The sequence below is a fragment of the Hoeflea prorocentri genome (genome assembly GCF_027944115.1).
In the GTDB taxonomy this organism is placed as follows: Bacteria; Pseudomonadota; Alphaproteobacteria; order Rhizobiales; family Rhizobiaceae; genus Hoeflea_A; species Hoeflea_A prorocentri.
Genome location: NZ_JAPJZI010000001.1, coordinates 921,314 through 938,255, shown reverse-complemented (window position 1 = coordinate 938,255; position 16,942 = coordinate 921,314). Strand labels below are relative to the sequence as shown.

Here is a 16,942-nt window from a genome sequence, read left to right as displayed (position 1 = left end):
CAACCCTGAGACAATCACGAACCAATTTAAGCAGTTGAAACCAAACCAATGGGGACCGCCGATTGCATCGGTTGTATTGCATGCCTAAATGAAACTGAGGTGCAACATCGTTGGAGGTCCGTTATGACCGAAAAACTCGTACATCCCGCCCTCACGCAGATCGAAACAGAACGTGACGATGTCTACGCCTTCGAAATCGACGGCCATGTGTCCCAGGAAGAGATGGATGGGGCCTACAAGATACTTGAAAACGCCTATGAAAAACACGGCAAGATAAACCTGCTTGTCCGCCTGGGACGCTATGACGGTTTTGACTGGAGCGCGCTCTTCTCGGAGAAGACCTATGTCGGAAAGTACCAGGCCATCCGTCATATGCGCCGCTATGCGCTGGTCGGCGGACCGACATGGGCCGCAAACGCCATCGGCTTTTTCGGCCCCCTATTCCGCATGGACGTCAGGCATTTTGAACTCGATGACGAGACTGAGGCGTGGAAATGGATTTACGGCAATGGTGAAGACTGACAGGCAGTGCCTTATCGCACGATTGTCAGTTGTTCGGCCGCCCGCGTAATCGCCGTATAAAGCCAGCGCTCGCGCGAGTCGCGGAAGGCAAAACTCTCGTCGAACAGCACGATATTGTCCCACTGCGATCCTTGTGCCTTGTGCACCGTCAGCGCATAGCCGTAGTCGAAATCGTCGTAGCGTTTCTTGGTTTGCCACGGCACTTCCGTATCCGGGTCTTCAAAGGCCGCCTTCAGGAGCTTGATCTTTGCCGAGCCGCGATTCATGTCGTCATCCTCCGGCTTGACCAGCAGGTTGATCCCCGGCTTCACCGTCTCGCGTGACGATGTCATGACCTGCCACAGGGAGCCGTTCAGCAACCCCTTCGCCGGGTCGTTGCGCAAGCACACCAGCTTATCGCCGGCCTGCGGATATTTGGCGTCAAAGCCTCTTAATTCCCTCAAACGCTGATTGTAGCGGCGGCGTGTCCGGTTGATGCCGAGAAGCACCTGATCCGCCTCCAGCACCAGCTCCGTCGTTACGTCGGATTTCGTGATGACGCGCGCCCTGCCCCAGTCGCCATAACCGATATCGACGCCTTCGCGCACGCGCATCGCCAGATCGACAATCGGATTGTCGCGGGCCTGCCGGTGAATTTCGGTTAACAGATAATCCGGTTCGTGCTCGGTAAAGAAGCCGCCGCCGGAAACCGGCGGCAATTGTCCCGGATCGCCGAGAACGAGGATCGGCGTTCCAAAACTCATCAAGTCCTGACCAAGCTCTTCGTCCACCATCGAACACTCGTCGACAATGACCAGCGAAGCCTGTGCGACCGGGCTTTGTCTGTTCAACGAAAACATCGGCGCGATGGAAGTCTTGCCTGTTTCCTCGTCCTCGACGGCTTCCTCGCCGCGCGGACGGTAGATCAGCGAATGAATGGTCTTGGCATTGCTGGCGCCCTTGCTGCGCAGAACCTGCGCAGCCTTGCCGGTAAAGGCGGCGAATTGCACATCGCCGTCAACTTCCTCGGCAAAATGGCGGGCAAGCGTTGTCTTGCCTGTCCCGGCATAGCCGAACAGCCGGAACAACGGACTGTCACCTCGGCTGAGCCAGTTCGAAACCGCCTTCAGCGCTTCATCCTGTTGATTGGAAAACTGCATGCCGACAACTGGCAGGATTCGCGCTTACAGGGCAAGCCGGAAATGCACCTCAGGGTGCGCGATCGTACCACACCATCTGTTGCGAAACGGCGATCGTCTCGCCGCTGCGGGCATAAAACCGCGTATGCTGATCGTAAAACCCGCCGAACGAGCGTTCACACCTTGCATCAACGAGAATGGAATCATTACCAATGGCAGCCATTTCCGATGTTGTTGAATGAAAATAGACCGTCATCGAGATAGTCGAAATATTGGATGGGCGACCCGTGGCGAGGAACAACCTGGGAAACGGGCTGTCTGCTATCGCTGTAATGGAAAGATAGTCGAGCGGACGTCCATCCGCATCGCGGGTCCACACCAGCGAATGGGCATCGGACGTCACATCGCCCATTTTTCCCTTGATGGGACGCGTCTCATAGAGCTTTGCCCAGTTGATCGGCAGCATGCGGCCGTTGAAGGTTTCGACCGCTTCAGCCGGCGGGACATCGGGCATCTCCGGATTTGAAAAAATCAGCGTTTCGCGGTGGGGAGCCAGCGTGAGCATCGCCCGTGCGCAGGGTGTGCCGTCCGGCAATTCCAGCATGACACGCCAGAAAGCCGCCGTTCGGCCAACCCGGTCGCAAGTGCGGCGAAGGATCAAAGGCCCCTCCGGCGGCGCTTTCATGAAGTCGACCGTCAACGCGATCGGTTCAAAACGTGCGTCTTCCAGATCGTGGAGAACCGCTTTGATCAACAAGGCCGCGATCCAGCCTCCATAGGGGCCCTTCATATTCCAATAGCGCTGGTCGGTCTGGCTGCGGAACGTGTCATTGCCCGGCGCTTCAAGGCCAAGACTGTCATCCAGTGTGAACGTCATGGGAGATTCCGATTGCAATATACATGTTCAAGATCGTTGGCCGCTCATGGCATGTGCGGGTCGTTCTCAAGCAGGATGGGCTGTCCGTGCGGTGTTGCGTTTGCCGCCCGGGCCCAGGCTTTGCTCAGATCATCGATCTGATCCTTGCCGGCAACGCTTTTTGCTGTGATCAGCTTTTCAAGAGCGCGCATCCAGCAGGTGTAGTAATCACTTCCATCTTGTGCAACACCGGGCCGTTTCAATTCCAACGACAACGTGTCGGCCCATTCCGCCCATGTAAACAAGCCGCGTTGGTTGAGTTCAACGGCCATTGCAAATGCCTGTGCCTGCCAGGGTTCGGTAAAGGGTGACGGGTCTTCGATCTCCTTCGGAAGCGAACCGCCGACCCCGCGACCCTCACGCCCGCTCAAGGTAACTCTCCCACGCATCGATGGACACGGTCAGGTTCGGGTCGCCGTCTTCGCCCCAAAGCTCGCGGCCGGTCAACACGACGCGGTAGAGCCATTGCGGGTTTTCACCGCGGCCATGAGCGTTGTCATCAGGAAACACATAGACACCGGCGACCTCCTCAACGGCACCGACCTTGCCTTTCGCATAGCACGGGATCCGCGTATGGCCCTGCGGGTTGAGATTACGCACCCTGACACGGTCTCCAACGGCAAACTGCACCGGTTCCGATGCCGGCCTGTCACAGGGTCCGCCCCGGGCGAGCGTCTCGGGAACAGCCTGCGCCTTCAGAGCCGGACGGTCGATGGTGGACGGCCTCTTTGCATGCCCTGTTTCCAGCTCTTCCCCGGTTACGCAGCCATGGCGAACCAGCAGCACCTCCAGCGCCTTGGTCCAGATTTCATAGTAACTCGAAGAATAGTAGTCTGCCGGATGCAGGCATTCGCGGGCATGGCGGCTTTCATCGATGTTCCAAAGCCCCAGGGCACCGCAGCACAGCGTTGCACCGAGCGCGCGTTTTTCCCATTCAGCATGGAAAACCGGCTCATCGGCCTCCGGTAAAACCGGCCCGAAACCCATTCGGCCACCGAGATCGTGCGGTCCGTTCATGTCACCGGCCTCGCAAACCCGGTACCGATCATGGAATCACGCGTCACCAGCGCCGCCAGCGCGTCTTCGTCCAGATCATCTGTACCGTCCGGGCGCTGCGGCACGACCAGATAACGCAGTTCCGCAGTGGAGTCCCAGACCCTGATATTAACGTCGTTACCGAGCGTTACGCCAAATTCTTCCAGTACGCCGCGAGGGTCCATCACAGCCCGCGAGCGATAAGGCGGCGACTTGTACCAGACGGGCGGCAAGCCAAGTACGCTCCACGGATAGCAGGAGCACAGCGTACAGACGACCAGATTATGCGTTTGCGGCCCGTTGAACACGGCACGCATATGTTCGCCCTGCCGTCCGGTAAAGCCAAGCGAGGCAATGGCCGCCGTCGCATCGTCACGCAACCATTGGGCAAAGTCTTTGTTGGCCCAGGCCTTCGCTACGACGCGCGCGCCGTTCTGTGGTCCAACCTTGTTTTGATAGGTATCGACAATGGCATCGATGGCCTCAGGTTCTATCAGGCCCTTTTCCGTAAGGATGGTCTCGAGAGCCTTCACCCTTGCGGTCATCGGATCGAAATGATTGTCGTGATCATGATCGTGAGAATTGGTCATGGTTGAACTTTATCGCATACGGCGTTCAAGTAAATCTCCGACGGGAAAAATTGTCCGGCCAACGGCAACCAGGTCGGACCCGCTACATCATCATCGGAATGAGTGTCGCAACCAGCAGAACGGCCATGACGATATTGAACCATTTGAGCCGGGCCGGATCGGACAGAAAACGCCGCAGGACCATGCCAAACCCCGCCCAGACGGAAACGCTGGGGAAATTGACCAGTACAAAGGCGAGCGCAACGAATACCACCGAAAGGTCCGGCCGGGACGGGTCGGTGAAAAGTACCATTGCCGTCACACCCATCATCCACGCCTTGGGGTTGACCCACTGAAACGCTGCGGCCTGCAAGAATGTTATCGGCCGTGCAGCCTTCCGGCTTTCGCCAAGCGACCGGCTCCCGGCAATCTTCCACGCCAGATACAAAAGATAGGCTCCGCCGGCGAATTTGAGGCCAAGCGCCAGCGTCGGCCAACTCTTTAAAAGCGCGCCAAGCCCAAAACCCACACCCAGCAAGAGCGTACAGAATCCCGCTGCAATGCCGCACATGTGGGGAAATGTCCGCACAAACCCGAAATTCACACCCGAAGCCAGAAGCATGAAATTGTTCGGTCCCGGCGTCACGGATGTGACAAAGGCAAAGGTGATCAGCGCGAGAAACGTGTCGACCGTCATCATGCTCCTCCATTTAAGTCAGCAATGCTGACCTAAATTGAAATAGATGACAACAGCCACGACGCATGGCTCGCATACGCTGTGAACATGGCTCGCGCCGGACGTTACATCCCGTCGGGGCCGCGATTGAGAGCGGCGACACCCGTGCGGCAGACTTCGATCAACCCGAGCGGGCGCATGATGGAAATGAACTGCTCAATCTTTGAAACGCGTCCGGTAATCTCGAAGATGAAATGCTCGGTATTGGCGTCTATGACTTGGGCGCGAAAGGCGTCGGCAAGGCGCAGCGCCTCGACACGGTGATCGCCGCCGCCTTTCACCTTGATCAGCGCAAGTTCCCGCTCAAGCGGTTTTTCATGACCCTTTTCACGGGCCCTGGTCGACAGGTCGACAACGCGATGCACCGGCACAATCCGCTCAAGCTGGTGTTTGATCTGCTCAAGCACGTTGGGGGTCCCTCGCGTGACAATCGTGATGCGCGACAGATGCGCTTCATGTTCCGTCTCGGAAACGGTCAGGCTCTCAATATTGTAGCCACGACCGGAAAACAGCCCGATCACCCGGGCAAGGACACCCGGCTCGTTATCGACCAGCACCGACAGCGTTCGCGTTTCCGGTTGCTCGGTCTCCTTGGCGATGAAATAGGCCGAACCGGTCGGTTTGTGTTGTGCGTTCATGAGGTCTTTTCCTCGGTTGTCTGGAAATGATTCTTCAGTTGCATCCGGGCAACGGCAACGCCCGACAGGATTATGACAAGAGCAGCCAGTGCATTCAAAGACAGGCGTTCATCCAAAATAGCAGCACCCCATAGGACGCCGGCGACGGGCACAAGCAGGTTGATCTGCCCGAAAAATGAAGCGCCCTGGCGCGCAATGACCCTGAACATGATCAGAGATGCGATGGCCGTTGGAAAAACGCCCATCAGCACAACACTGGTCCACGCCGCTGCGGAGGGGTTTTGTGCCGGCCAGGTCTCCAACAGCGTGGCGGGGATCAAAACCATCACGAACGACCATCCAATGTTAACGGCAAACATCGGACGGGCGTTCAGATGCAGCAGCTTTTTCGTGATCAGCGCATTGATCGCATAGGAAACACCCGCGCTCATGATTGCCAATTGCCGCCAGAGCTGTGCATCCGACCCGCCGGCAATGTCAGGCCAGAACAGCACGACAAGGCCGGCAATTCCGATGAAAACGCCAAGCAGTTTCATCAGGTTCATCTTTTCATCGTCGGTGAAAATATGCGCAAGCACGATGGTGATAAGCGGCATCAGCCCCATCAAAATGGCGGCAAACCCAGCCGTCACCTCTTCAAGGCCCCAGGTGATCAGGATGAACGGCAATGCCAGGCCAAAAAAGGCGGACGCGAAGATAGCACCATGGTCGGAGCGGCTCGCATTGAGCGCCTGGCCGGCCTGAACCGCCACGGCTCCCATCACCAGGACACCGATGCCCTGGCGGATTGCCGTCAGTGTAAACGGCGGCAGTTCGGCGACAGCCACCCGGGTCAGCATGAAACTGCCGCCCCATATGGCGGCCAGCACACACAGCATGCCGTAGTCTGGCCAGCCCGGGTGATTGCCTGCTTTCATGCGTTTGTCCGCCGCTCTAGACCAGAGCCTTGCCCTTTTTGTCGATCGCTGTCGCAACCGCCTCATCCGTTGCTTCGTCCGGAAGGAGCATCTCATTATGCGCTTTGCCGGACGGGATCATCGGGAAGCAATTGGCAAGATTGGCAACACGGCAATCGAAAATGACCGGCTTGTCGACCGAGATCATTTCGTTGATGGCATCATCCAGTTCACCGGGTTTTTCGGCCCTGATACCGACACAGCCATAGGCCTCCGCCAGTTTCACGAAATCCGGCATGGCCTCGGTATAGGAATGGGACAAACGGTTGCCGTGCAGCAATTGCTGCCACTGGCGAACCATGCCCATATACTGGTTGTTGAGGATGAAGATCTTGATCGGCGCCTCATACTGAACCGCCGATGACATTTCCTGGATCGTCATCTGAACCGATGCGTCGCCGGCTATGTCGATAACCAGAGAATCCGGATGGGCAATCTGCACCCCGAGCGCAGCCGGCAGGCCGTACCCCATGGTGCCAAGGCCACCGGACGTCATCCAGCGATTGGGTTCCTCGAAACCGTAAAACTGGGCCGCCCACATCTGATGCTGCCCGACTTCCGTCGTGATGTAGGTATCCTTGTCTTTGGTCAGTTCGTAGAGCCGCTGCAACGCATATTGCGGCATGATGACATCCTTATTGGGCGTGTAGGCGAGTGAATCGCGCGCCCGCCATTTGTCGATCTGGTCCCACCAGCCCGACAGCGCCTTGCTGTCGACCTTGTGAGACGATGCCCGCCACAGTCGCACCATATCTTCCAGAACATGTCCGCAATCACCAAGGATTGGGACATCGACGTGAACGTTCTTGTTGATCGAGGATGGATCGATATCCACGTGGATTTTCTTCGAATTGGGCGAAAACGCATCAATCCGCCCGGTGATGCGGTCATCGAACCGCGCACCGATGCAAATCATGACATCGCAATCATGCATGGTCATGTTTGCCTCGTATGTGCCGTGCATGCCGAGCATGCCGAGCCAGTTCTTGCCCGATGCCGGATAGGCGCCAAGCCCCATCAGGGTCGATGTGATGGGAAAATCCGTGAGCTGAACGAGTTCACGCAGCAGATGGCTTGCCTCGGGGCCGGCATTGACGACACCTCCACCAGTATAGATGACGGGTTTTTTCGCCTCGCCCATGAGAGCAATGGCTTCGCGGATGGCATCAAGATCGCCCTGAACCTTGGGCTGATAGCTCTTCTGTTCGGTAACCGGAGACGGCCCGATATAGGTCCCGGTTGCAAACTGAACATCCTTTGGAATATCGACAACCACCGGCCCGGGGCGACCCGATTGCGCGATCCGAAACGCCTCGTGGAGCACCCGCGGCAGGTCCTTGACATCACGGACCAGCCAATTGTGCTTGGTGCACGGACGGGTAATGCCGACGGTATCGCATTCCTGAAACGCGTCCGATCCGATCAGAGGCGTCGGCACCTGACCGCTGATACACACCAGCGGGATTGAATCCATCAACGCATCCTGAAGCGCGGTCACAATATTGGTTGCGCCCGGTCCGGATGTGACCAGCGCAACACCAACCTTTCCGGTCGAACGCGCATAACCCTCCGCGGCATGACCGGCCCCCTGTTCATGGCGCACAAGCACATGCGCGATCTCTTCTTGCTGGAACAGCTCGTCATAGATCGGCAGCACGGCGCCGCCCGGATATCCGAAAATATCCTCGACACCATTGTCCTTCATCGCCTGAACGACCATCTCGGCGCCCGTCATTTCCTTATTTGTGCCCGTCATCGTCCTGTTCCGTCTCGATCCCTTGCCAATTCTTGAATATTTTCAATTGCATTGCAGACTTTGGTTTAACCCGTTTCTTACCAGGCCATAAAAAAAGGCCCCTATCGGAGCCTCATTCAGCGCATGGGTGGCTGCCGCCGGATGGTTACACCATCCTGCCCATGCGCTTTCTCACCACAATTAGTCCATTCCTGATCATGCGCGGGACGTTAGCGGCAAAGAACGGACACGTCAATGCCGCAAAACCCATTCGCCGGCGCCTCAACTGCGGCATTTTTGAACTGGCAGGCCACAGGGCCAGTCGGCTCGCAACAACGCCTTGTTAACACAAATTCGTTAATCTGCGCCGGCCGTCGTTCGCCAACATCGGAAAACAGAGCGATCGGGGTTTGTACACACACACACGCTTAACTGTATGAAGCAGGGGCAGCATGATCCAGACGACACCACAAGAGGAAAGGCGCGACGTCTCCTATACGTCTCGCGTCCTCGGTCACGTTGTTAAGTGCAATGGTGCACGCGCAACAATTTCCGCCCGCGTTCCCGATGACGAGAACGCCATCGCCACCACCATGTCTGTTGGCAGGCTCATCTCGATACGGGTTGGAAACAACCGTGTCGTCGCACTGGTCTACAGCATTCACAGCCCCGGTGAGATCTGGCTTGAGCGTGAGCCCAACACCATGCATTTCGAGGTCGAACTCGTCGGCGAGATCCGTGGCGACGACAGTGATGCAAATTTCAGTGCGGGTATCTCCGACTACCCGACCCTCGGTGCTGTCGCCCATCAGATCCGCATGAGCGATCTTGATGCAATCTATTCGGTCGATGCAGACAACCCCGTCAACATCGGCCATCTGACGCAGAATTCGGAAATTCCGTCATGCATTTCCGCCGATGCGCTTCTCAACCGGCACTTCGCCATCGTGGGAACCACCGGCGTCGGTAAATCGACCGCGGTATCGCTCCTCGTCAATCGCATTGTCGATGTCTGTCCGGACCTGCGTGTGCTTATTCTCGACCCTCACAATGAATTCGCGTCCGCCTTTAAAACGCGCGCTCATCTGATCGAGACGGACACACTTGACCTGCCCTTCTGGCTTTTCCGGCTTGAGGAGTTCACCGAAGTCATCTTCCGCGGAAGGCCTGCGGTCGCAGAAGAAATCGACATGCTGCGCGATCTGATCGCCGAAGCAAAGCGCAATTTCCGGGGCGACCCTGAAAGCGCCATGCTGACCCGCAAGGTCGACCGCTCATCCATTACCGCGGATACACCGATCCCCTATCGGGTAGCCGATCTCATGGCATTGATCGATGAACGGATCGGGCAGCTGGACGGCCGCGATGAGAAACCGCATCTGCGTAATCTGAAAATGCGGATTGGTTCGGTCATCAATGACCCGCGCTTTCGGTTCATGTTCTCGACAAACACAATCAACGACAATCTCATCGAGATTATCAGCGAAATCTTCCGCATCCCGGGAGACGGAAAGCCGATCACCTCCTTCCAGCTTTCGGGAATACCGTCCGAAGTCGTCAACGCGGTGGCATCGGTTCTGTGCCGCATGGCATTTGAGATCGCTCTTTGGAGCAACGGTCAAATGCGCATATTGGTGCTTTGTGAAGAGGCGCACCGCTACGTGCCGTCCGATCCGAGCCTCGGCTTCTTTCCGACCCGTCAGGCAGTCGCCCGTATCGCCAAGGAAGGCCGTAAATACGGGGTTAGCCTGGGCGTGATAACCCAAAGGCCCGGAGAACTGGACCCGACGATCCTGTCACAGTGCTCGACGGTTTTTGCCATGCGCCTCGCAAATGACCGGGACCAGGACATCATTCGCTCAGCCATCTCCAACTCATCGAGTTCAACGATCAGTTTCCTGTCGTCTATCGGCAATGGAGAAGCGATTGCATTTGGTGAAGCGGTTGCCGTTCCCATGCGCATGTGCTTCGAGCGCGTGCCGCAAAGCGAACTGCCCCAGACCGTCAGTGGCAACATTGCCATGCGCGGCATGGGCAGCAGGGACCAACTGCCGAATATCGGCAATATCGTCAAAAACATGCGCCATACCGAAACGCCGCTCGGTTCGGCCGGCATGCCGCCGCAGGGCGCGACACTGCAGCCTGCTCTCGGTGATCTTGCGGAGTTGGAAAAGGCAGTCAGCGGACCGGCAGCGCCGATCGAAGACAAGCCGATGCCTGATCAACCGGCCCCGGGCCAGAAATCGCTTGGTTCAGTGCGCGCCTCGGAATTGCGCGAATCGCTGTTGGCAAAATCACCGCACCGGGCCTCTTTGCTGAAGAAGTCCGACATGCCGACCGACGATCGCTGAAACGGACATCAAGGCCTGCGTTCCCAACTGGCATCGAGTTGGTTGCGGAACCAGGTCAGTTGCCGTTTGGCGTATTGGCGCGTCGCGATACAGGCTCTTTCCACCGCCTCATCAAGCGATATCGTTCCGGCCAGATAGGCGGCGATCTCTCTGACGCCAATCGCTTTCATGGCCGGCAGGTTCGTCGGTAAATCGAGCTCCAGCAGCCGCCGGACTTCCTCGGCGGCGCCTTGCTCCATCATCGCTTCAAAGCGACGCTCGATACGAGCCCTCAGTTCCAGGCGATCCGGCATCAAAACGATTTTCCTGGCCCCGGCCTCATCGATAAGCGCATGCCCCCTCGCCTGCTGAAATGACCTGATCGAGCGTCCCGAGGCTTCGAACACCTCAAGCGCCCTGACAATTCTCTGACTGTCGTTGACATCGAGTTCACCGGCTATTGCCGGGTCCCGGAGGCGCAGTTCCTCATGCAGATGTGCCGCGCCTTGCTGTTCCAGCGCCCGTCGCCAATGGCTGCGGACGGCATCGGGAATATCCGGCATATCCGCAAGTCCGCCGCAAAGGGCTTTGAAATACAGGCCGGTTCCGCCAACAAAGACCCTGGGGCGTTCCAAGATCTGGGGGTCATTGAGCAAACCGCGCACATCACGGTACCATTGGCCGACCGAGTAGGATTGCCGCACCGGCACAAAGCCGTACAGATGATGTTCTACGCGCTGCGTGTCAGCCTTTGGAGGTCGCGCCGTCAGAATTTCCAGGGTGTCGTAGACCTGCATGGAATCGGCATTGATGACAATGCCGCCCATGGAGTCCGCAAAATCCATGGCGAGCGCGGACTTGCCGCTTGCGGTGGGGCCAGCTATCAGGACGGAACGCATGACGTCTCCAGGAACCCGTAATCAATGCCACTCGTTGCCACGCTTGTCACCGATCCGTCAAATCCTGTTCTGTCACAAAGCCTGGCGCAGCAGGCAACCAAGGCGGTTGCATCGCTGCCGCCTGTATGGCTTGCAGATGGCATCGCCTGCGACATCGAGATACCACCGGGCAAAACTGCAGACGAAGTACACCGGCTTTTATCGAATGTTTTTGAGGCTCGTCCCGTGGACATCGTCATCCAGGAAAGTGTCGGACGGAAAAAGCGGCTGCTGATCGCTGACATGGATTCCACCATGATCGCTCAGGAGTGTATCGACGAACTGGCTGCTGAAGCAGGGTTTTACGACCGGGTCGCAGCGGTGACGCGGCGGGCAATGAACGGCGAAATCGAATTTGAGGCAGCTGTACGCGAACGGGTGGCGCTGCTCAAGGGCCTTGAGACAGACGTTGTCGACAGAGTCCTGCGCGATCGCATCACCTTGACACCCGGCGGCCCGCAACTGCTGGCCACGATGAAAGCCAACGGCGCCTATGCAGCGCTCGTATCCGGCGGCTTCACGGTTTTTACCAGCCGTATTGCAGAAATACTTGGCTTCGACGAACACCGCGCCAACACCTTGCAACACAGCAATGGCGTGTTTGACGGGACTGTGGCTGAACCTATTCTTGGCCAGCAAGCCAAAGTCGATGCCTTGCAGGAATTGATCCGCCAGCTCGGCATAACGGCGCAGGAAACCATGGCCGTCGGTGATGGTGCAAACGATCTGGGCATGCTTGGGATCGCCGGTAGCGGCGTTGCACTTCACGCCAAACCGCGCGTGGCTGCTAAAGCCAAAATGCGTGTGGACCATGGTGACCTGACGGCGCTGTTGTACATTCAGGGATACAAGCAGGACGAATTTGCGGAGACGTAGACATGATCGCCGAAACCGAGCGTTTGATCATTCGCAACTGGCGCGCCGGCGACGAGGACAGCTTTTTCAGGTTGAACTCCGATGAGCAGATCATGGAGTTTTTTCCGTTCCGCCGCAATCGGCACGAAACGCGCGACATCTTGCACACTCTGATACGAAGGATCGAGGAAACCGGTTACGGCTTTTTTGCACTCCAGACCCGGGACGATGAAAACGCCATCGGGTTCATCGGGCTCTCGATGCCGGACCTTCATCCGAATGTCGAAAAAGGATCGGTGGAAATCGGCTGGCGGCTGATGCCCGAACATTGGGGCAAGGGATATGCAACGGAAGCAGCCGAGAGGCTTCTGCAAATGGGTTTTGAAGAACGCGGATTAACGGAAATCGTTTCCTTCGCCGTTCCGGCCAACAAACGGTCCACCGCGGTCATGAAACGTCTCGGCATGCATTACGACCCGGTGCGCGATTTCGATCATCCGATGATCCCCGACGACGCCGCACATTTGAAACGCCACGTGGTCTATGCCCTCACCGCACAAGACTGGCGCCGGCGCAAAGCGCACGCCGACACCGGTTCGTAACGCGATTTACCGCATCGGAACGGTAATGAAACGCAGTTCGCCGGTTTTGTTGGCGATCATCAAAAGGGCGTTGCGCCTGCCGTCATCGGTAAGTTCTTTAACCCGGTCCTTGACGTCCTGAGGCGTTTTGACCTCTTCCTGGGCGACCTCGACAATCACGTCCCCCGCAACGATGCGTTTTTCGGCTGCGGCCGAGTTTTCCTCGACCGACACGATAACGACACCCTCGACGCCCTCCTCGATCTCGTATTTCTCGCGCAACGCGCTGTCGAGTTCGGCCATATCCATACCGAGCACGGTGGCGGTCTGCGGTTCATCCGTGCTCTGGCTTTGTGCAATCAGCTGTTCGCCATCCTCAAGGCGACCGAGCGTAACCTTGATGATCTTCTCCTCGCCCTTTCGGATAAGGACGACTTCAACCTCTTTGCCGACCGGACTTTCGGCGACAATGCGCGGAAGGTCGCGCATATCCTCGACCTCCTGACCATCAAAGCGGATGATGACATCACCAGGTTCAACCGTTCCATTGTCGACCGGGCCGCCCTTGATGATGCCTGCAACGAGCGCCCCCTTCGCTTCAGCCATGTCGAGGCTTTCGGCGATGTCATCTGTAACCGGCTGGATGCGCACACCGAGCCAGCCGCGGCGCGTCTCGCCAAACTCCCTGAGCTGGGCGACCACGGTCTGAACAAGATCGGACGGCACTGCAAAGCCGATGCCGATTGATCCGCCGGTGGGCGAAATGATCGCGGTGTTCACGCCGATGACCTCGCCTTCCTGATTAAACAGCGGGCCACCGGAGTTGCCTCGGTTGATAGCCGCGTCGGTCTGGATAAAATTGTCGTACGGACCGGAATTGATATCGCGTCCGCGTGCCGAAACGATACCCGTCGTCACCGTACCGCCAAGTCCGAAGGGGTTGCCGATCGCCATTACCCAGTCGCCGATCCGCAACGCATTGGAATCGCCAAAAGGGACGGCCGTCAGCGGCTGCTCCGGTTCGACCTTCAGCACCGCGATATCGGTCTTCGGATCGGCACCCACGACTTCGGCGGTCAGCTTGGTGCCGTCTGCGAAGTTGACTTCGATATCGTCAGCTTCCGCGATCACGTGGTTGTTGGTGACAATGATGCCCTGCGCATCGATCACAAAACCCGATCCGAGCGAGTTGACACGGCGGGAGCGTGGTTGCTGATCGCCATCGCGCTCACCGAAGAATTCGTCGAAGAAGTCCTGAAAGGGAGACCCTTCCGGAATGCGCGGGCGCGGCGTGCGGCGATTGCTGCTGACACGCTGCGATGTGGAGATATTCACCACGGAATCCAGCAGGCCCTCTGCAAGATCCGCCACCGATTCGGGGCCCTGCGCAGCTTCTGCGGTCCGAACACTCACGCCCCCTGAATGGACCGCCGCGACCCCCAACGCCGCAACGATTGCGACAGTGCGGAACGGTCTGAGGATTGTGTTCAAAGCCATGGTGTTCTCTCTCTCGGTTTGATTTCGGCTGATACCTTTTGCGGCATAGATATGGTCAATTTCGGCCACGTCCACTCAATTCTGGCAAAAATCCCGTGAAGCCCGGCTAGCCCCTGACCATCCAGACAAAAAACACGCCAAGCCCGACTGCAGCCAGCCCGAAGGCACGCATCTGCTGGTCCGTTATCAGCGGTAGTTCTTCAGCCATCCTGCGAATGAAAGAAGGGGCCAGCGCATAGACCAGCCCCTCGATGACAAAGAACAATCCGATGGCCACAAGAAGGTCACTCATGGCGCACTCGGCTCATTGCGAACTGGCTGCGTCGCCGCCGCTCGCCGCTGCTCCCGCTGCATCCTGGAAGAAGCGGAAGAATTCGGAGTTCGGCGTGATCACCATGGTCGTGTCAGTGTCGGTCAGCGACTGCCGGTAAGCTTCCATGGAGCGGTAGAAATCAAAGAACGATTCATCCTTGGAAAAAGCCTCGGCAAAGATGCGGTTGCGTTCGGCATCGCCCTCACCTCGGGTGATTTCTGAATCGCGGCGCGCCTCGGATTCCAGCTCCACGACCTGCCTGTCGGCAATGGCGCGAATGCGCTGGCCGGCTTCACGGCCTCTCGCTCTGATCAGCTCGGCTTCTGCAAGACGCTCCGCCTTCATACGGTCATAGGTCTGCTGGGAGACCTCTTGAGTCAGGTCGGTCCGGCGAATACGCACATCCTCAATGGTCAGTCCGAGGGATTCGGCATCCGGACGTAACTGATCGCGCACCTCGGTCATCATCGCATTACGCGCATCCGAGAGCGCCGCCTCAAATCCACGCAGACCATACACACGGCGCAAAGCCGAATCGAGACGCGTGCGAAGCCGCGCCTCAGCCGCCATCACATCCCCGGAAACGGTTTCCCGGAAGCGCCGCGCATCGGTGATCTTATAGACCACGAACGCATCCACCTCGTAGAATTTACCGCCTGAGACCTGAACGCGGATATCATCGAGATCAAACCGGATGGCCCGTTTCTGGATCATCTGCACATTGTCGGCTTCGATGAAACTGAACGGCAGTTTGAAATAGAGCCCGGGTTCGGTTTTCACCGAACGGATTTCACCAAAGCGCAGCACGATGGCCTGCTGTCCGGCATGAACGATAAAGAAAGACGAGTAGGCAAGACCAGCCAGAACCACGAGGGCAATGACGATGATGGGAAGACGGTTACCCATTAGTTTGTTCCTCCCTGGCCAGCGCTCCTGTTGAGTTCGGTGAGCGGAAGATAAGGCACGACGCCCGATCCCTGGTTTTGTTCGATGATGAACTTGTTGGACGATTTGAACACATCTTCCATGGTTTCCAGGAACAGGCGCTTGCGCGTCACGTCAGGAGCCTTGGAATACTCGTCATAGATGGCGACAAAGCGCTGTGCCTCACCTTCGGCTTCGTTGACCACCCGGTCCTTGTAGGCCGCAGCCTCTTCGCGGATTTGAGCCGCCTCACCTCGGGCCTGACCAAGCTTCTGGTTGGAATACTGGTTGGCTTCCTCGACAAAGCGGTCTTCGTCCTGCTCGGCGCGCTGCACCTCGTCAAACGCATCGGCCACTTCGCGCGGCGGTGCGGCGTCCTCGATCGACACTGTATTGACGGAAATTCCGGCACCGTAGCTGTCCATGGTGCTCTGGATCGTCGTTTTCACGTCATCGGCAATTACCTGACGATTGTCGCGGAAAATGTCCTGAGCCGGACGGCGACCGACAACTTCACGCATGGCGCTTTCAGCCACCTGACGCAACGTATCCTCTGGCTGCTCTACATTGAACAGGTAGTCACGCGGACCGGTGATCGCATAAAGCACGGAGAACTGCACATCGACGATGTTTTGATCGCCCGACAGCATCAGGCCTTGCGTGGCTCCCCTGGCGGAGCTTCCGCCGATATTGATCTGCCGCTCGACAATGCTGACCATCTCGACACGTTCGACCGGCCACCACAGGAAGTGAAGGCCGGGCTGTGAAAGCTCGTCGCGTGGCTCACCGAACAAAAGGACGACGCCACGCTGATCGGGCTGAACCGTGTAAACAGCCTGAAACAGCCACAGGAGCACGAGACCGACGATTATCACGCCGATGAACCACGGGCTCCCGCCACCGCCGCCAGGCAGTGCATTTTTCAGCTGATCCTGACTTCGGCGGATAATCTCTTCCAAATCGGGGGGCGTTCCGCCACCACCGCCGCCGCCAGGACGGCGTGGCCCACGCGGTCCCTGCCCCCAGGGACCCTGGTTATTTCCACCACTACCATTTTGGTTGCTCCAGGGCATTCAATCCTCACCATTTCGTCGCTGCGATTTGTCGCCATTGGCTGTGAGCCCGCGCAAATGCATCTGATACTTGCAGTTTCTCGTTTCGGCGCATCGATTTGCACGGCAACCCTGCAAGGTCAAGGCATATTCGGGTGTGCGCCAATTCGCTCCTTTGGGGTTATAGGTACTCCGGCCCCGGCTTTCAACGCGGCCCGGCGCTTAAG

Annotated in this window: 18 protein-coding genes; 4 read left to right on the top strand and 14 right to left on the bottom strand. The window is 57.8% G+C overall.

Features of this window, described 5'->3' with window-relative positions:
• Window positions 1–123 precede the first annotated feature (123 nt).
• Window positions 124–522, top strand: a complete 399-nt coding sequence (locus OQ273_RS04295) for a SpoIIAA family protein (protein WP_267989236.1) — start codon at window positions 124–126, stop codon at window positions 520–522.
• An 11-nt stretch (window positions 523–533) separates the two neighbouring features.
• On the opposite strand, the gene OQ273_RS04290 is transcribed toward OQ273_RS04295, so the two are convergent.
• The 9 genes from OQ273_RS04290 to OQ273_RS04250 form a co-directional block, all read right to left on the bottom strand.
• The gene (locus OQ273_RS04290; RefSeq protein ID WP_267989235.1) at window positions 534–1,661 is read right to left on the bottom strand and encodes an ATP-dependent DNA helicase; all 1,128 of its coding nucleotides are present in this window, start codon (window positions 1,659–1,661) and stop codon (window positions 534–536) included.
• Between the two features lie 49 nt (window positions 1,662–1,710).
• The gene (locus tag OQ273_RS04285; RefSeq protein ID WP_267989234.1) at window positions 1,711–2,517 is read right to left on the bottom strand and encodes an acyl-CoA thioesterase; all 807 of its coding nucleotides are present in this window, start codon (window positions 2,515–2,517) and stop codon (window positions 1,711–1,713) included.
• Window positions 2,518–2,561: 44 nt separating this feature from the next.
• A complete protein-coding gene (locus OQ273_RS04280) occupies window positions 2,562–2,927 on the bottom strand; it encodes a nitrile hydratase accessory protein (protein WP_267989233.1) in 366 nt (121 codons plus the stop codon).
• Entirely contained in the window at window positions 2,914–3,573 is a 660-nt protein-coding gene (nthB, locus tag OQ273_RS04275) for a nitrile hydratase subunit beta (RefSeq protein ID WP_267989232.1), read from the bottom strand. The genes OQ273_RS04280 and nthB overlap by 14 nt, the downstream gene beginning before the upstream one ends.
• The gene (gene nthA, locus OQ273_RS04270; protein ID WP_267989231.1) at window positions 3,570–4,181 is read right to left on the bottom strand and encodes a nitrile hydratase subunit alpha; all 612 of its coding nucleotides are present in this window, start codon (window positions 4,179–4,181) and stop codon (window positions 3,570–3,572) included. The genes nthB and nthA overlap by 4 nt, the downstream gene beginning before the upstream one ends.
• Window positions 4,182–4,263: 82 nt before the next feature.
• Window positions 4,264–4,857 carry a LysE family translocator gene (locus OQ273_RS04265; RefSeq protein ID WP_267993024.1) on the bottom strand — a complete coding sequence of 198 codons (594 nt, stop codon included), beginning with the start codon at window positions 4,855–4,857 and terminating at the stop codon, window positions 4,264–4,266.
• 104 nt (window positions 4,858–4,961) lie between these two features.
• Entirely contained in the window at window positions 4,962–5,534 is a 573-nt protein-coding gene (ilvN, locus tag OQ273_RS04260; protein ID WP_267989230.1) for an acetolactate synthase small subunit, read from the bottom strand.
• A complete protein-coding gene (locus OQ273_RS04255) occupies window positions 5,531–6,451 on the bottom strand; it encodes a DMT family transporter (protein WP_267989229.1) in 921 nt (306 codons plus the stop codon). Before OQ273_RS04255 ends, ilvN begins: the two co-directional genes overlap by 4 nt.
• Before the next feature lie 16 nt (window positions 6,452–6,467).
• Entirely contained in the window at window positions 6,468–8,246 is a 1,779-nt protein-coding gene (locus OQ273_RS04250; RefSeq protein ID WP_267989228.1) for an acetolactate synthase 3 large subunit, read from the bottom strand.
• 431 nt (window positions 8,247–8,677) lie between these two features.
• Here OQ273_RS04250 and OQ273_RS04245 point away from each other — a divergent pair, with 431 nt between their 5' ends.
• On the top strand, window positions 8,678–10,576 hold the full coding sequence (locus tag OQ273_RS04245) for an ATP-binding protein (RefSeq protein ID WP_267989227.1): 1,899 nt from the start codon (window positions 8,678–8,680) through the stop codon (window positions 10,574–10,576).
• Window positions 10,577–10,584: 8 nt separating this feature from the next.
• Here OQ273_RS04245 and miaA read toward each other — a convergent pair whose 3' ends face one another.
• On the bottom strand, window positions 10,585–11,454 hold the full coding sequence (miaA, locus tag OQ273_RS04240; RefSeq protein ID WP_267989226.1) for a tRNA (adenosine(37)-N6)-dimethylallyltransferase MiaA: 870 nt from the start codon (window positions 11,452–11,454) through the stop codon (window positions 10,585–10,587).
• Window positions 11,455–11,478: 24 nt separating this feature from the next.
• Here miaA and serB point away from each other — a divergent pair, with 24 nt between their 5' ends.
• A complete protein-coding gene (serB, locus tag OQ273_RS04235; RefSeq protein ID WP_267989225.1) occupies window positions 11,479–12,369 on the top strand; it encodes a phosphoserine phosphatase SerB in 891 nt (296 codons plus the stop codon).
• 2 nt (window positions 12,370–12,371) lie between these two features.
• Window positions 12,372–12,950, top strand: a complete 579-nt coding sequence (locus tag OQ273_RS04230; protein WP_267989224.1) for a GNAT family N-acetyltransferase — start codon at window positions 12,372–12,374, stop codon at window positions 12,948–12,950.
• A 6-nt stretch (window positions 12,951–12,956) separates the two neighbouring features.
• On the opposite strand, the gene OQ273_RS04225 is transcribed toward OQ273_RS04230, so the two are convergent.
• The 4 genes from OQ273_RS04225 to hflK all read right to left on the bottom strand — a co-directional run bounded on the left by OQ273_RS04225 (window position 12,957) and on the right by hflK (window position 16,736).
• Window positions 12,957–14,426, bottom strand: coding sequence for a DegQ family serine endoprotease (locus OQ273_RS04225; protein WP_267989223.1), 1,470 nt, complete (start codon window positions 14,424–14,426; stop codon window positions 12,957–12,959).
• Window positions 14,427–14,532: 106 nt separating this feature from the next.
• Window positions 14,533–14,718: a DUF2065 domain-containing protein gene (locus OQ273_RS04220; RefSeq protein WP_267989222.1), complete on the bottom strand. Its 186-nt coding sequence runs from the start codon at window positions 14,716–14,718 to the stop codon at window positions 14,533–14,535.
• Between the two features lie 12 nt (window positions 14,719–14,730).
• The gene (gene hflC / locus OQ273_RS04215) at window positions 14,731–15,645 is read right to left on the bottom strand and encodes a protease modulator HflC (protein ID WP_267989221.1); all 915 of its coding nucleotides are present in this window, start codon (window positions 15,643–15,645) and stop codon (window positions 14,731–14,733) included.
• Complete coding sequence (hflK, locus tag OQ273_RS04210; protein ID WP_267989220.1) at window positions 15,645–16,736, bottom strand: FtsH protease activity modulator HflK; 1,092 nt, start codon at window positions 16,734–16,736, stop codon at window positions 15,645–15,647. Before hflK ends, hflC begins: the two co-directional genes overlap by 1 nt.
• Window positions 16,737–16,942: the final 206 nt, after the last annotated feature.

Bases quoted from the DNA above. Each gene is read 5' to 3' on its own strand.
- OQ273_RS04295 (WP_267989236.1), top strand. From the start codon at position 124: ATGACCGAAAAACTCGTACATCCCGCCCTCACGCAGATCGAAACAGAA.
- OQ273_RS04290 (WP_267989235.1), bottom strand. From the start codon at position 1,661: ATGCAGTTTTCCAATCAACAGGATGAAGCGCTGAAGGCGGTTTCGAAC.
- OQ273_RS04285 (WP_267989234.1), bottom strand. From the start codon at position 2,517: ATGACGTTCACACTGGATGACAGTCTTGGCCTTGAAGCGCCGGGCAAT.
- nthB (WP_267989232.1), bottom strand. From the start codon at position 3,573: ATGAACGGACCGCACGATCTCGGTGGCCGAATGGGTTTCGGGCCGGTT.
- nthA (WP_267989231.1), bottom strand. From the start codon at position 4,181: ATGACCAATTCTCACGATCATGATCACGACAATCATTTCGATCCGATG.
- OQ273_RS04265 (WP_267993024.1), bottom strand. From the start codon at position 4,857: ATGACGGTCGACACGTTTCTCGCGCTGATCACCTTTGCCTTTGTCACA.
- ilvN (WP_267989230.1), bottom strand. From the start codon at position 5,534: ATGAACGCACAACACAAACCGACCGGTTCGGCCTATTTCATCGCCAAG.
- OQ273_RS04255 (WP_267989229.1), bottom strand. From the start codon at position 6,451: ATGAAAGCAGGCAATCACCCGGGCTGGCCAGACTACGGCATGCTGTGT.
- OQ273_RS04250 (WP_267989228.1), bottom strand. From the start codon at position 8,246: ATGACGGGCACAAATAAGGAAATGACGGGCGCCGAGATGGTCGTTCAG.
- OQ273_RS04245 (WP_267989227.1), top strand. From the start codon at position 8,678: ATGATCCAGACGACACCACAAGAGGAAAGGCGCGACGTCTCCTATACG.
- miaA (WP_267989226.1), bottom strand. From the start codon at position 11,454: ATGCGTTCCGTCCTGATAGCTGGCCCCACCGCAAGCGGCAAGTCCGCG.
- serB (WP_267989225.1), top strand. From the start codon at position 11,479: ATGCCACTCGTTGCCACGCTTGTCACCGATCCGTCAAATCCTGTTCTG.
- OQ273_RS04230 (WP_267989224.1), top strand. From the start codon at position 12,372: ATGATCGCCGAAACCGAGCGTTTGATCATTCGCAACTGGCGCGCCGGC.
- OQ273_RS04225 (WP_267989223.1), bottom strand. From the start codon at position 14,426: ATGGCTTTGAACACAATCCTCAGACCGTTCCGCACTGTCGCAATCGTT.
- OQ273_RS04220 (WP_267989222.1), bottom strand. From the start codon at position 14,718: ATGAGTGACCTTCTTGTGGCCATCGGATTGTTCTTTGTCATCGAGGGG.
- hflC (WP_267989221.1), bottom strand. From the start codon at position 15,645: ATGGGTAACCGTCTTCCCATCATCGTCATTGCCCTCGTGGTTCTGGCT.
- hflK (WP_267989220.1), bottom strand. From the start codon at position 16,736: ATGCCCTGGAGCAACCAAAATGGTAGTGGTGGAAATAACCAGGGTCCC.